Annotated in this window: 11 protein-coding genes and 3 tRNA genes; 10 read left to right on the forward strand and 4 right to left on the reverse strand. The window is 51.1% G+C overall.

Going from position 1 to position 13,413, the window contains the following annotated elements; translation table 11 throughout:
* Positions 1–9: 9 nt before the first annotated feature.
* The 5 genes from T360_RS0111620 to T360_RS0111640 are packed head-to-tail and all read left to right on the forward strand — an operon-like array spanning position 10 to position 7,207.
* Positions 10–1,008, forward strand: a complete 999-nt coding sequence (locus tag T360_RS0111620) for a VWA domain-containing protein (protein ID WP_028912934.1) — start codon at positions 10–12, stop codon at positions 1,006–1,008.
* A gap of 2 nt (positions 1,009–1,010) precedes the next feature.
* Entirely contained in the window at positions 1,011–2,711 is a 1,701-nt protein-coding gene (locus T360_RS0111625) for a tetratricopeptide repeat protein (protein WP_028912935.1), read from the forward strand.
* A complete protein-coding gene (locus T360_RS0111630) occupies positions 2,711–5,269 on the forward strand; it encodes a BatD family protein (RefSeq protein ID WP_028912936.1) in 2,559 nt (852 codons plus the stop codon). The genes T360_RS0111625 and T360_RS0111630 overlap by 1 nt, the downstream gene beginning before the upstream one ends.
* Positions 5,270–5,273: 4 nt before the next feature.
* Positions 5,274–5,963, forward strand: coding sequence for a phosphatase PAP2 family protein (locus T360_RS0111635; RefSeq protein ID WP_081772799.1), 690 nt, complete (start codon positions 5,274–5,276; stop codon positions 5,961–5,963).
* Positions 5,960–7,207 carry an S-adenosylmethionine:tRNA ribosyltransferase-isomerase gene (locus tag T360_RS0111640; protein WP_028912938.1) on the forward strand — a complete coding sequence of 416 codons (1,248 nt, stop codon included), beginning with the start codon at positions 5,960–5,962 and terminating at the stop codon, positions 7,205–7,207. Before T360_RS0111635 ends, T360_RS0111640 begins: the two co-directional genes overlap by 4 nt.
* Before the next feature lie 49 nt (positions 7,208–7,256).
* Here T360_RS0111640 and T360_RS0111645 read toward each other — a convergent pair whose 3' ends face one another.
* Positions 7,257–7,877, reverse strand: coding sequence for an OmpH family outer membrane protein (locus T360_RS0111645; protein WP_028912939.1), 621 nt, complete (start codon positions 7,875–7,877; stop codon positions 7,257–7,259).
* A gap of 111 nt (positions 7,878–7,988) precedes the next feature.
* Positions 7,989–8,192 (reverse strand): hypothetical protein, encoded by a 204-nt coding sequence (locus tag T360_RS0111650; protein ID WP_028912940.1) that lies wholly within the window; start codon positions 8,190–8,192, stop codon positions 7,989–7,991.
* Positions 8,193–8,259: 67 nt separating this feature from the next.
* Between T360_RS0111650 and T360_RS0111655 the strand changes: the two genes are divergently transcribed.
* From T360_RS0111655 to T360_RS0111675, 5 genes are all read left to right on the forward strand, one after another.
* Complete coding sequence (locus T360_RS0111655; protein WP_028912941.1) at positions 8,260–9,720, forward strand: aminoacyl-histidine dipeptidase; 1,461 nt, start codon at positions 8,260–8,262, stop codon at positions 9,718–9,720.
* Positions 9,717–10,082: a hypothetical protein gene (locus T360_RS0111660; protein WP_028912942.1), complete on the forward strand. Its 366-nt coding sequence runs from the start codon at positions 9,717–9,719 to the stop codon at positions 10,080–10,082. Before T360_RS0111655 ends, T360_RS0111660 begins: the two co-directional genes overlap by 4 nt.
* 108 nt (positions 10,083–10,190) lie before the next feature.
* Positions 10,191–10,277 (forward strand) — tRNA-Ser (locus tag T360_RS0111665).
* A 111-nt stretch (positions 10,278–10,388) separates the two neighbouring features.
* Positions 10,389–10,463, forward strand: a tRNA-Glu gene (locus T360_RS0111670).
* A 53-nt stretch (positions 10,464–10,516) separates the two neighbouring features.
* Positions 10,517–10,591 (forward strand) — tRNA-Glu (locus T360_RS0111675).
* 54 nt (positions 10,592–10,645) lie between these two features.
* Here the strand turns inward: T360_RS0111675 and T360_RS0111680 are convergent.
* Positions 10,646–11,458, reverse strand: coding sequence for a hypothetical protein (locus T360_RS0111680; protein ID WP_028912943.1), 813 nt, complete (start codon positions 11,456–11,458; stop codon positions 10,646–10,648).
* The gene (locus T360_RS0111685; RefSeq protein WP_028912944.1) at positions 11,382–13,400 is read right to left on the reverse strand and encodes a YgiQ family radical SAM protein; all 2,019 of its coding nucleotides are present in this window, start codon (positions 13,398–13,400) and stop codon (positions 11,382–11,384) included. The genes T360_RS0111680 and T360_RS0111685 overlap by 77 nt, the downstream gene beginning before the upstream one ends.
* Positions 13,401–13,413: the final 13 nt, after the last annotated feature.

A 13,413-nucleotide genomic window follows, 5' to 3' on the forward strand; every position in this document is an offset into this window, starting at 1 on the left:
ACAGAACAAATGGAATTTGCCAATAAAGAATATCTGCTGTTGCTTCTGCTCATCATACCTTATTTAATATGGTATGTGATGTACAGAAAGAAAACTGAGCCCACGCTGCGCATGAGCGACACCTTTGCGTTCCGCTATGCGCCACGTAGCTGGAAGGTGACACTGATGCCACTCTCCATGCTGCTCAGACTGCTGGTATTTGTGATGATAGTAATGGTGCTGGCACGCCCTCAGACCCGCAACTCATGGGACAGTAAGACTGTAGAGGGTATCGACATCATGCTGGCGATGGACGTATCGACCAGTATGCTGGCCGAGGACTTGCGACCCAACCGTATCGAGGCTGCCAAGCAGGTGGCTTCGGAGTTTGTGATTGGCCGCCCCAATGATAACATCGGACTGGTGATATTCGCAGGCGAATCGTTCACCCAGTGCCCTATGACCACCGACCATGCCTCGCTGCTGAACCTGCTGCAGAACGTGCGTACGGATATTGCAGCACGCGGACTGATTGAGGATGGTACGGCTATTGGTATGGGACTGGCCAACGCTGTGAGTCGACTGAAGGATTCGAAAGCCAAGAGCAAGGTGGTGATACTGCTGACCGACGGTAGTAACAACCGTGGTGACATCTCGCCTTCGACGGCTGCCGAGATAGCCAAGAGCCTGGGCATACGCGTTTATACCATCGGTGTGGGCACCAACAAGATTGCGCCTTACCCCATGCCTGTGGCTGGTGGCGTGCAGTATGTGAACGTGCCGGTGGAGATAGACACCAAGACACTGAGCGAGATAGCCAGTGCTACCGAGGGCGACTTCTATCGCGCCACCAATACCAAAGAACTTCGTGAAATCTATAAGGAAATAGACCAGCTGGAGAAGTCGAAACTCAACGTGAAGACATTCAGCAAGCGCTATGAGGCCTACCAGCCTTTTGCACTGGTGGCTGTGCTGGCACTGCTGCTGGAAATCCTGCTGCGTGTAACTATATTTAGGAGGATACCATAATTATGTTTAGATTTGCTGACCCTACATATCTCTATCTCTTGGCGCTGATACCTGTATTGGCGCTCATCAGATTTCTGACATATCGCAATCAGAAGAAACGTCTGCGCAAGTTTGGCGACCCCAAGCTGCTGCGCGAGCTGATGCCTGATGTGTCGCGTTTCCGTCCGGCTGTGAAATTCTGGATGCTGCAAGGTGCGCTGGCACTGCTGGTAGCGATGCTGGCACGTCCGCAGTTTGGTACGAAAATCAGCAACGAGCAGCGCGTGGGCATTGAGACCATCATTGCCATGGATATCAGTAACTCGATGTATGCCGAGGATATCGTGCCCAGCAGACTGGACCGCAGTAAGATGATGGTGGAGAATCTGGTAGATCACTTTACAAACGACAAGATAGGTCTCCTGGTGTTTGCAGGCGATGCCTTTGTGCAGCTGCCTATCACCAGCGACTATGTGTCGGCCAAGATGTTCCTCTCGAGCATCGACCCATCGATGATGGCTACGCAGGGTACTGACATCGCGCGTGCCATCGACATGGCCTCGCACAGCTTTACGCAGGAGGAAGGCATCGGCAAAGCCATCATCGTGATTACCGATGGTGAAGACCACGAGGGTGGGGCGCTGGAGGCTGCCGAGGCTGCCAAGAAAGCAGGCATGCGTGTGTATGTGCTGGGCGTAGGTTCTACACAGGGTGCACCTATCCCCATCCCAGGCACTGGCGACTATATGAAAGACAACACGGGCAACACCGTGATGTCGGCACTCAACGAGGATATGTGTCGCCAGGTGGCGCAGGCTGGTGGTGGTGCTTATATCCACGTGGAGAACAACAGTGCAGCGCAGGACCAGTTGGACAACGAACTGGAGAAACTCTCGAAGAAAGAGACTACCAGCACCGTGTATAGCGAGTTTGACGAACAGTTTCAGGCGGTGGCCATCCTGGCATTGCTGCTGCTGATACTGGAGATATGCGTATATGACCGTCGCAGTCCGCTGTTGAAGCGCCTGACACTCTTCGGTTCGAAGAAGAAGGCTGCCACGATGGTGCTACTGCTGCTGGCTACTACTGCCAGTGCGCAGACCGACCGCCAGTATATCCGCGAGGGTAACAAGCAGTTCCGCGTAGGTCAGTATGACAAGGCTGAGGTGTCGTATCGCAAGGCGGTGGAGAAGAATCCCAAGAACGCGCAGGCCACCTACAACCTGGGTAATGCGCTGATGGCGCAGAAGAAAGACTCGGCGGCTGTGCAGCAGTTTGAGCAGGCCACACGCCTGGAGACAAACCCACTGCGCAAGGCGGCTGCCTATCATAACATCGGTGTGGTTTGTCAGACCCACAAGATGTATGGCGAGGCGATTGACGCCTATAAGCAGGCGCTGCGACTGAATCCGAAGGATGATGAGACACGCTACAATCTGGTGCTCTGCCAGCGACAGAAGAAAAAGCAGGACCAGAATCAGCAGAACAATCAGAACAAGGATGATCAGAAGAAAGACGATCAGAAGCAGAACGACAAGCAACAAGATCAGAATAAAGATAAAAAGGACGACAAGCAGCAGCAACAGCAGCAGAAGCCTCAGATGAGTAAGGACAATGCTGAACAACTGCTGAATGCTGCCATCCAGAATGAGAAGATGACGCAGGACAAGATGAAGAAACAGCAACAGAAACCCCAGCGTCGGAACGTATTAAAGAATTGGTAATGAAACGAATAGCGATATTTATAGCAATGATTATGACCACGGTCTGGTCCGTGGCGCAAACGCTGACAGCATCTGCACCAGCGCATGTAGCGGTGGGTGAGCAGTTCAGATTGTCGTACACGGTAAACACACAGAACGTGACTGACTTTCGTGCTGGTAATATCCCCTCGGAACTGGAAGTACTGATTGGGCCTAACCGCTCGATGCAGTCGAGCTATCAGATGATCAATGGTCATACTTCTTCGACCTCATCTATCACCTATACTTATATTGTAGCGGCTACCAAGAATGGTACGTTTACCATCCCGGCGGCGCATGTGGTGGTGGATGGTAAGAAGATTGCCTCGAAGGCGCTCACCATCAAGGTGTCGGGTCAGGCACAGAGTTCAAACTCACGCCAGAACAATAATGATGATGGCGCAGAGATGCGCGATGCGGGTAGCCGTATCTCGGGCAGCGACCTGTTTATCAAGGTGAGTGCCAACAAGAAGCGCGTATTCGAGCAGGAGCCTATCCTGCTTACCTATAAGGTATATACACTGGTGCAGCTGACACAGTTGCGTGGCGACATGCCCGACCTGAAGAGTTTCTATACGCAGGAGGTGGATCTGCCACAGCAGAAGTCGTTCTCAATAGAGACGGTAAACGGTCGTCCTTATCGCACCTGCACCTGGAGCCAGTATGTGATGTTCCCACAGACAACTGGTAAGTTGCAGATTCCATCTATCACCTTCGAGGGTATCGTGGTGCAGCAGAACCGCAATGTGGATCCGTTTGAAGCCTTCTTCAACGGTGGCTCAGGTTATATCGAGGTGAAGAAAAAGATTGTGGCGCCTGGTATCGACATCCAGGTGGACCCGCTGCCACAGCGCCCAGCCACATTCTCGGGTGGAGTAGGTAAGTTTAATATCTCGGCCCAGCTCGATAAGACAGAGACCAAGGCCAACGATCCTATCAAACTGCGTGTGATTGTGAGTGGTACGGGCAACCTGAAGCTGATTAAGCAGCCTGTGATACAGTTGCCAAAGGACTTTGATAAGTATGAGCCAAAGATTACCGATCAGACCAAGTTGACCTCGGCTGGACTGGAGGGTTCGAAGATATATGATTTCCTGATTGTGCCACGCCATCAGGGGCAGTATGACTTGCCACCGGTGGAGTTCACCTATTTTGATACCGCTACCAAGCGTTATGAGACGGTAAAGACCGAGGCTTTCCATCTGGATGTGGCTAAGGGCTCGGGTAGTGCTTCGGTTAGCGATTTCTCTGGTCAGGAGGATGTCGATGAGTTGAACAAGGATATCCGATTCATCAAGACCGGTGACGTGAAGCAGCATCAGATAGACGAGTTCTTCTTCGGTTCTACAGCTTATTGGCTGATCATTGCGGCACTGGTGGTAGTGTTTATCACCCTGTTTGTGATCTTCCGTCAGCGTGCTATCGACAATGCCAACGTGACGAAGATGCGTGGTAAGAAGGCTAACAAGGTGGCTACCAAGCGCCTGAAGTTGGCTGCACGCTTGATGACTGAGAACAAGCCCAACGAGTTTTATGATGAGGTGCTGCGCGCACTGTGGGGCTACGTGGGCGACAAGCTCAACATCCCCGTGGCACAGCTGTCGCACGATAACATCAGTCAGACGCTGGCTGAGCGCGGCGTGCATCAGTCTATCATCGACAAGTTTATCGGTGCCATCGACGAGTGCGAGTTTGAGCGCTATGCACCTGGTGATCCTAAGGGAAATATGAGTAAGGTTTACGATAAGGCTATACTGGCCATCGAGAAGATTGAAGAGGTGATGAAGCGTGGCGGTAAGAAGGTGTCGGCCTTAGTGCTGCTGTTGCTGCTGATGCCAATGGCTGCGCAGGCTGCTACAAAGGCAGAGGCTGACTCAGCCTATGTGAATGGCAACTATCAGGAGGCCATTAAGGGCTACGAGACACTGCTCAAGCAGGGGGCTTCGGCTGAGTTGTATTTCAACTTGGGTAATGCCTACTATCGTACTGAGAATATCACACGTGCGGTGCTGAACTATGAGCGCGCACTGCTGCTATCACCTGGTGATGCCGACATCCGCTTTAATCTGCAGATAGCGCGCTCGAAGACGATTGATAAGATTGTGCCTGAGAGTGAGATGTTTTTCGTGACCTGGTATCGCTCGCTGGTTAACATGATGAGTGTTGACGGGTGGGGGAGAATGGCACTGGTGTCGCTGGCATGCGTGATTGTGCTGTTCCTGGTTTACCTGTTCTCAGCGCGTGTGTGGATACAGAAGCTGGGATTCTTTGGCGGATTCGTATTGTTGCTGCTGTTTGTGGTGAGCAATATCTTTGCCTGGCAGCAGCGCCAGCAGTTGTTGTATCGCCAGGGCGCTATTGTGGTGGTGCCTTCGGTGGCTGTCAAGAGCACGCCTGCACAGAATGGTACCGACCTGTTTATCCTGCATGAAGGCACGAAGGTGATGATTACCGATGGCTCGATGAAGAACTGGCGCGAAGTGCGCTTGGCCGATGGCAAGAAAGGTTGGTTGGAGAGTAAGAAAATTGAAATGATTTAATATCATGCTGGAGTCGCTAATAGAACTTGATCGCGAGTTACTACTGTCGGCCAACGGCAGTGAGTCGCTGTTTCTGGATAGGATGGTGCATACCCTCACCAATGGGTTTACGTGGGTGATGCTCTATCTGTCGCTATTCTACATGGTCATCAAAAATAACGATAATTTCCGCCGACTGTTCTTCCTGTTGGCAGGCGTAGGCTTATGCGTGCTGATAGCTGGTACGGTGGATGATGAAATCGTGAAACCACTGGTGGCACGATGGCGACCAACCCACGACCCACAGATAGGAACGCTGGTAGATATCGTGGATGGGTATCGGGGGGGAAACTATGGTTTCTTCTCGGCACATGCTTCAAACACCATGAGCATTGCTGTATTCTTTACTTGGCTGACACGCTGCCGACGCCTGTCGATAGCGCTGATTATATGGTCGCTCGTAAACTGTTGGACGCGCATGTATCTGGGTGTCCACTTCCCTGGCGACATCGTTGTTGGATTGCTATGGGGTACCATGGTGGGTACAGGTGTTTACTTCCTGTATAACTACGTGACACGCCGATTCTACGTACCACGCAATCTTAATCCTTCACAATACACATCGACATCCTACCGTCGCGAGGAGTGCAACTGGCCGGTGGCTGTGTTGGTGTTTACATTAGTTTTCGTATTTATTAAAGCTTGTATTTTATGATTTCAGATCCACGTCATATCCGTATCAGCGATTATAATTATCCGCTGCCAGATGAACGTATTGCAAAGTTTCCTATCGCCCAGCGCGACCACTCAAAACTGCTGGTGTATCGCAAGGGCGAGGTGAGTGAAGATGTATTCTATAATCTGCCAGAATATCTGCCTAAAGGAGCACTGATGGTGTTCAACAATACCAAGGTGATTCAGGCACGTATGCATTTCCGTAAGGATACCGGTGCACTGATTGAGGTGTTTCTGCTGGAGCCTGCTGAGCCATCTGACTATGAGTTGATGTTCCAGAGCTCAGAGAAATGTGCCTGGTACTGCTTGGTGGGCAATCTGAAGAAATGGAAGGAAGGCACGCTGACACGCCAGTTGACCGTGAATGGTGTTGAGTGGTTGGTGAAAGCCACCCGCGGCCCCATCCATGGCACCAGTCATCGCATCGATTTTGAGTGGGAGCCACTGAACCCTCAACCCTCAACACTCAATCCTCAACTCTCTTTCGCCGAGATCATCGACGCCATGGGCGAACTGCCCATCCCGCCATATCTGAACCGCGAGACGCAGGAGAGTGATAAGACCACTTATCAGACGGTGTACTCGAAGATTAAGGGTAGTGTGGCTGCACCTACAGCCGGACTGCACTTTACACCTGAGGTGCTGGCAGCTGTAGATGCACATGGCGTGGAGCGCGAGGAACTGACACTGCATGTGGGTGCCGGTACCTTCAAGCCTGTGAAGAGTGAGGAGATAGAGGGCCACGAGATGCACACCGAGTATATCTCTGTGCGCCGCGATACCATCCGTAAGCTGATTGCTCACGATGGTTGTGCCATCGCTGTGGGTACTACCAGCGTGCGCACACTGGAGAGCTTGTACTACATGGGTCTGAAGGTGATGCAGCATCCCGATGCCACTGAGGATGAGTTGCATGTAAACCAGTGGGAACCCTATGAAAGCGACACGACGGTAAGTACGGTTGAGTCGCTGACAGCGCTGGGCGATTGGATGGATGCCCATGGACTGGAGGTGCTGCACAGCAGTACGCAGATTATCATTGCACCAGGCTACGAATACCATATCGTAAAGATGCTGGTGACCAACTTCCATCAGCCACAGAGCACACTGCTACTGCTGGTGAGTGCGTTTGTGAAAGGCGACTGGCATAAGATTTATGATTATGCCCTGGGGCATGAATTCAGATTCCTGAGTTACGGCGATTCATCGCTGTTGATACCATAAAAAATAGGAGCTCCAAACGGGGCTCCTATCTTTTTTATAACTATTCAGATTATTTCTTCTCTTCAGCCTGCTTCTCCTCAGCCTTCTCAGCAGCTGGTTTTGCTGATGGCTTGTAGCGCTTGTTCAGACCGTTGATAACATCCTGAGTGATGTCGAACTTCTTGTCGCCCATCAGGATATTGTCGCCTGCCTTTGAGAGAATCAGGTCGTACTTCTTAGTCTGGTTGTATGCCTTCAGGAAGTTCTGCAGTGAATCGCGCAGAGCCTCGTTAAACTTTGCTGTCTCGCTGGCCAGCTCGTTCTCCAGACGTGCCTGAAGCTCCTGCAGATCGTTCTGCTGGCGCTGGATAGCTGCCTGCTGTGAAGCAGCCTGTTCGCGGCTCTGGAAACCATTGTTGTTCAACTTCTGCTGGAAGTTGGCCATGGCTGCCTGGAGGGCGCTACCCTTCTGGTTCAAGGTGTTACGGGCGTTGTTGCTCTTCTTCTGCAAGGTTACGCTGTAGTCCTTAGCAAAGTTGTACTGAGTCATCAGCGAGTCAACCTCTACATAAGCAATCTTCATGCCCTCGCCGTTAGTAGCTGCAGGCTGTTCGTCCATCTTTGGACTCTGGTTGTTGCACGATACCATCATAGCTGCGATGGCCAGTGCTGGAAAAATGTACTTTTTCATTTTCTGTTTTTAATTATTTAAATTTTTCAATTCTTGATACTTCGTATCGAGCCTGCTCACGCTCAGCATAGCTCATGCAAGCATGGCTCTGCTTTCGCTTAATCGCAGCCTTCAACTTTTCAACTTTAACCTTTTCTGGTTGCGCATCTCACGATCTTGGTCTAAGACACAATGAATACCACGGTCCTTCATAGCCTGAGAGTCGTGGATATGCTGTGATGAGAACTCGCCATTGCGCTTAAAAAGCACCTTAACGAGCAAAAATGCCATACATATAGCAATTATTAACGTGGTTATGAGTAGAGTCTCAATCATTTTTTATATCTTTGCGGCTGCAAAGTTAAGCATTTTATAGCGAAATCAAACAAAAAAAGCATTAATAATGAATAAAAACGATTTAAAACCTGCAGTTGTGTTCGCAGAATTTGCGAAGATTAACGAAATTCCGCGTCCTTCTAAGCGCGAAGAGAAGATGATTGAGTATCTGAAGCAGTGGGGTGAGAGCCACAATCTGGATACAAAAGTGGATGAGACCGGTAATGTGATTATACGTAAGGCTGCCACCAAGGGCATGGAGAACTGTAAGACAGTGATCCTGCAGAGCCACATGGATATGGTGTGCGATAAGTTGGTGGACGTAGAGTTCGACTTCGACAAGGATGCCATCAAGACTTATGTGGATGGTGAGTGGCTTACTGCCGAGGGCACTACACTGGGTGCTGATGATGGTATCGGTTGCGCTATCGAGCTGGCTATCCTGGCAAGTGATGACATTGAGCATGGACCTATCGAGTGCGTGTTTACACGTGACGAGGAGACAGGTCTGTCTGGTGCCGAGGGTATGAAGGCTGGATTCATGACTGGCGACTATCTCATCAACCTCGACTCAGAGGATGAGGGTGAGATCTTCGTATCATGTGCCGGTGGACGTAACACCACAGCTAAGTTCAGCTTCAAGCGTCAGGAGGCTGCTGCTGGCAGCTTCTTCATGAAGGCTCAGCTGAAGGGATTGGTTGGTGGACACTCTGGTGACGACATCAACAAGAAGCGTGCGAATGCCATTAAGATTCTGGCGCGTTTCCTCTATCAGGAGATGAACCGCTACGAGGGCATCCAGCTGGCTCAGTTCCACAGTGGTAAGTTGCACAACGCCATCCCACGCGATGGTCAGTTTGTGATTGCTGTGCCTAACGCTATCAAGGAGAACATCAAGGCCGACTGGAATGTGTTTGCTGCTGAGGTAGAGGATGAGTTCCACGTAACCGACACACAGATGGTTTGGAGCATGGAGAGCACTGATGCTGAGCCCGTGATTGAGCCTGCTGTGGCTAAGAACTTCGTTTGGGCTATCCAGGCTGTTGACAATGGTGTGTATGCCATCTGTCAGGACGAGGAACTGGGTGGTATGGTTGAGACTTCATCTAACATCGCCAGCATCCACTCTAATGAGAATACCATCGAAATTCTGTCAAGTCAGCGTTCGAACGTGATGTCGAACCTCGATAATATGTGTGCTACCATCCGTGCTGCCTTCCAGCTGGCTGGTGCCGAGGCTACTTCAGGCGAGGGTTATCCCGCTTGGAAGATGAAGGCCAACTCAGAGCTGCAGAAGATTGTGCGCGAGAGCTACGTGAAACTGTTTGGCAAGGAGCCTGTGGTACGTGGTATCCACGCTGGACTGGAGTGCGGCTTGTTCTCAGAGCGCTATCCACAGCTCGATATGGTAAGCTTTGGTCCTACACTGCGATTTGTTCATACGCCCGACGAGCGCCTGCACATCCCAACCGTACAGATGGTTTGGGATCATTTGCTTGATGTGCTTAAAAACATTCCACAGAAATGATGCACTCGCGCGCGTACATTATTATATCACTATGCTTGGGTGGACTGCTTCTCGCTTCGTGCGGGAAGCAGTACACTGCTGAGCAGACAGTGAAGGATTTCGTGGCAGAGAACATGAAAGAGGGGGTGGAAACAAAACGACTGGATTTTGGCGATCTGGGCACATCAAGACACATCAAAGACAGTTTGGTGGCACAGATGCGAAAAAATGGTTTCAAACTCTTTAAGAGCAATATCAACTATGGCAAAGTACCTGCTGGAGAGGTTTACTACCTGAGAATGAAATACTTACATCAGGGAGACACCTTGCAGAATACATTCTACCTGGATCAGGAGCTCAAGGAGGTCATTGCTTTCAAATAACTTTTTCGAAAAAAAGTCGAATAAAAATTTGGAGGATTCAAAAAATAGTCGTACCTTTGCACCCGCAATCGAGGAGATGCCCCAAGGTTTAGTACTCCAGGGTCCTTTGGAAGGATGGGTGAGTGGCTGAAACCAGCAGTTTGCTAAACTGCCGTACGGGTTCCCGTACCGGGGGTTCGAATCCCCCTCCTTCCGCCTTTGGGAGGTCTCTGAGAGAGCGTCTTTGGCATGTTGGTCGATTGAGTTTTTAACTCTATCTCCCTTGCGACTCGGCAATTCAAGCTAGCTTGATTGCTCTCGCAGCACGGTCGATTCATCTAATGGTTAGGATACAAGATTCTCAATCTTGGCATAGGGGTTCGATTCCCCTATCGACTACCAACATTCTTTGACATTCTGGTCGATTGGCTTACAGCCTATCTCCATCGCGACTCGGTCGATTCATCTAATGGTTAGGATACAAGATTCTCAATCTTGGCATAGGGGTTCGATTCCCCTATCGACTACCAAAAAGAGAGCTACTTCATCATGAGGTAGCTCTCTTTCTTTTTATCCTTATCTTTCTAAACTTCGAAGCGGATGTAGCTGCGGTCGTCGAAAGAGTTGTTGCCTTCGACGAAGGCTTTGGTGGCGGTGAAGGTGCCAATGTTCAGTGGGTCGGTCTCGCGCTGGTGTTGCAACAGGGATTCTGACTCTGCCAGGGTCTTGGCCAACTGGGGGTAGCCATCGCTGGCTAAAATGATCTCCCACTTCTGGAAATCGAGTGGGATGACCTTGACCTTGCTCTCTGGAATGGGGAAGCCATCAATGACTGCATAGGTGATATTCTGATTCTGCATCACCTCGATCATGGTGGGAATCATCACCTCGCGTGCTGGGTCGTGAGGCTGCAACAGCTCGCTCTGGGGCACGCCTGCTATCAGCAGTTCGCGCACCTTGGCAGCACGCATCTCGGCCAACTGGCGCTCGTAGGGCTTAGGGTTGTCGAAATACTGGTTGCCAATCAGGCACTGACAGTCGCCCACCATCCATACCTCGCGGCGCAAACGACTGTAGATAATGGCCGAAGCACACAGGCGCTCCTCAGGATGCTCGAGCATGCGCTGAACAGGGAGGCGCAACCAGTAATGCTTGCGAAGCGCATTGGTGACGCCTACACAAAACTGATGACAAGAGGTGTTGGCAGGCATCTTGCGTATATACTGACTGATGAGCTTCATAGCATAGCGACCATTGCTCATGAGAGGGCAATGGCGCTGATGGGTCTTGGAGGTGCTACCGTCGATGACTGCGATAAAATCAGAAGTTACGACGATGCCGTCCTCGCTTTTCTTGTTGGGGTTTTTCGCTATGACGCTTTGTTCTATTATTCTCATTGGTAAAATTGGGATTGTAAGATTTTGGTTTGCCGCCTGAAGGTTTTCCACCGGCAGGTTTTCCACCTGTAGGTTTAGGACCATAAGCAGCGGGGCGATAACCACCTTGTGGTGGCATGCCAGAATAGAGCTTGGCGATAAGATCAGGGCGACCTATGCGGCGCAATGACTGTTCGATGCCACGACGCTCTTCGGGCTTGTACCAGAAGAAGAACTGGCGCTGGGCCAACTTCTCCTTGGGCGTCTTAGCACTGAACACGGGCTCGAGGGTGTATGGGTCGTAACCAGTGTACCACGTCTCTGTAGCATTGGTGAGCGGGGTAGGCGTGAAGTCCTGAACCTGTTCGAGATGGAAGTCGAGATTCTTGGTGATGACTGCCAACTCGGCCATGTCTTCCTCCTGACAGCCTGGATGGCTGGAGATGAAGTATGGGATGATCTGCTGGCGCAGTCCCTCCTCACGATTGATACGGTCGAAGATACGCTTGAACTCGTAGAATTGCTGGAACGATGGCTTGCGCATGAGGTAGAGCACGCGATCGCTGGTATGCTCGGGGGCTACCTTCAGACGACCACTGACGTGGCGTGTGATCAACTCGCGGGTGTACTCCATGGCTGCTTTGTTGCTGGCTTCGTCCTTGCTGCGATGTAGCAGCAGGTCGTATCTGACACCACTACCGATATAGCTATGCTTGATGCCTGGCAGGGCATCGACAGCGCGATACACTTCAAGCAGTTTGGAGTGGTCGGTATTCAGATTAGGACAGATCTGCGGATGGATGCATGATGGGCGGCGGCATTTCTCACAAGCATTCTTGTTGCGGCCACTCATGCCATACATGTTGGCAGATGGTCCACCTAAGTCAGAGAGGTTGCCCTTGAAGTCGGGCATCTCTATCACTTGTTTTACCTCACGAAGGATGCTCTCTTTGGAGCGGCAGGTGATGAACTTGCCCTGATGCGCAGATATGGTGCAGAAAGCACAACCGCCAAAACAGCCACGATGAATGTTCACCGAGAACTTAATCATGTCGTAGGCTGGGATACGTTTGCCCTTATATTTGGGGTGGGGCTGACGTGTGTATGGCAGGTCGAACGAGGCATCGAGCTCTTCGGTTGTCATCGGTGGGAAGGGTGGATTCACCACCACATAGCGGCCATCAACACCCTGCAACAGGCGCTGGGCATGCATCATGTTTGACTGTTCCTCAACCTGACGGAAGTTCTCTGCCTGTGCACGTTTGTTCTTCAGGCACTCCTCGTGCGAGTGGAGCACGATATCACGATCGGTGATGCCACCGGGGATATCCTCCTTGCGCGCCAAGAAGACTGTCTGGGGCAGATCCTTGATGTCTTTGATACTCTCACCCCCGGCCAAGCGGCGTGCCAACTGGATGGTTACTTTCTCGCCCATGCCGTAGGTAATCATATCGGCTGGCGAATAGCATAGCAGGCACTTCTTGAGTTCGTCGCTCCAATAGTCGTAATGGGTGACACGGCGCAAAGAGGCCTCGATACCTCCCAGTACTACTGGTACATCGGGATAGAGCTCCTTGAGAATCTTGGCATAGACGATGGTGGGATATTCGGGGCGCATGTCGTGGCGACCATCAGGACTGTAAGCATCCTCAGAGCGCAAACGACGAGCTGCCGTATATTTATTAACCATGGAGTCCATGCAACCTGGAGCTACTCCAAAAAACAAACGTGGGCGACCAAGCTTCTTAAAGTCGCGATAGTCGCCATGCCAGTCGGGCTGTGGCACAATGGCCACGCGGAAACCGGCTGCCTCGAGTGTGCGACCGATGACGGCAGCACCAAACGATGGATGATCTACATAAGCATCGGCCGAGAACAGGATTACATCTACGTAATCCCATCCTCGTAACTCGAGCTCCTTCTTTGTTGTGGGTAGAAAATCTGTTAATCTGTACTCCTTCAAATCTTAATCTTCT

Source organism: Prevotella sp. MA2016 (genome assembly GCF_000619825.1).
Classification (GTDB): Bacteria; Bacteroidota; Bacteroidia; order Bacteroidales; family Bacteroidaceae; genus Prevotella.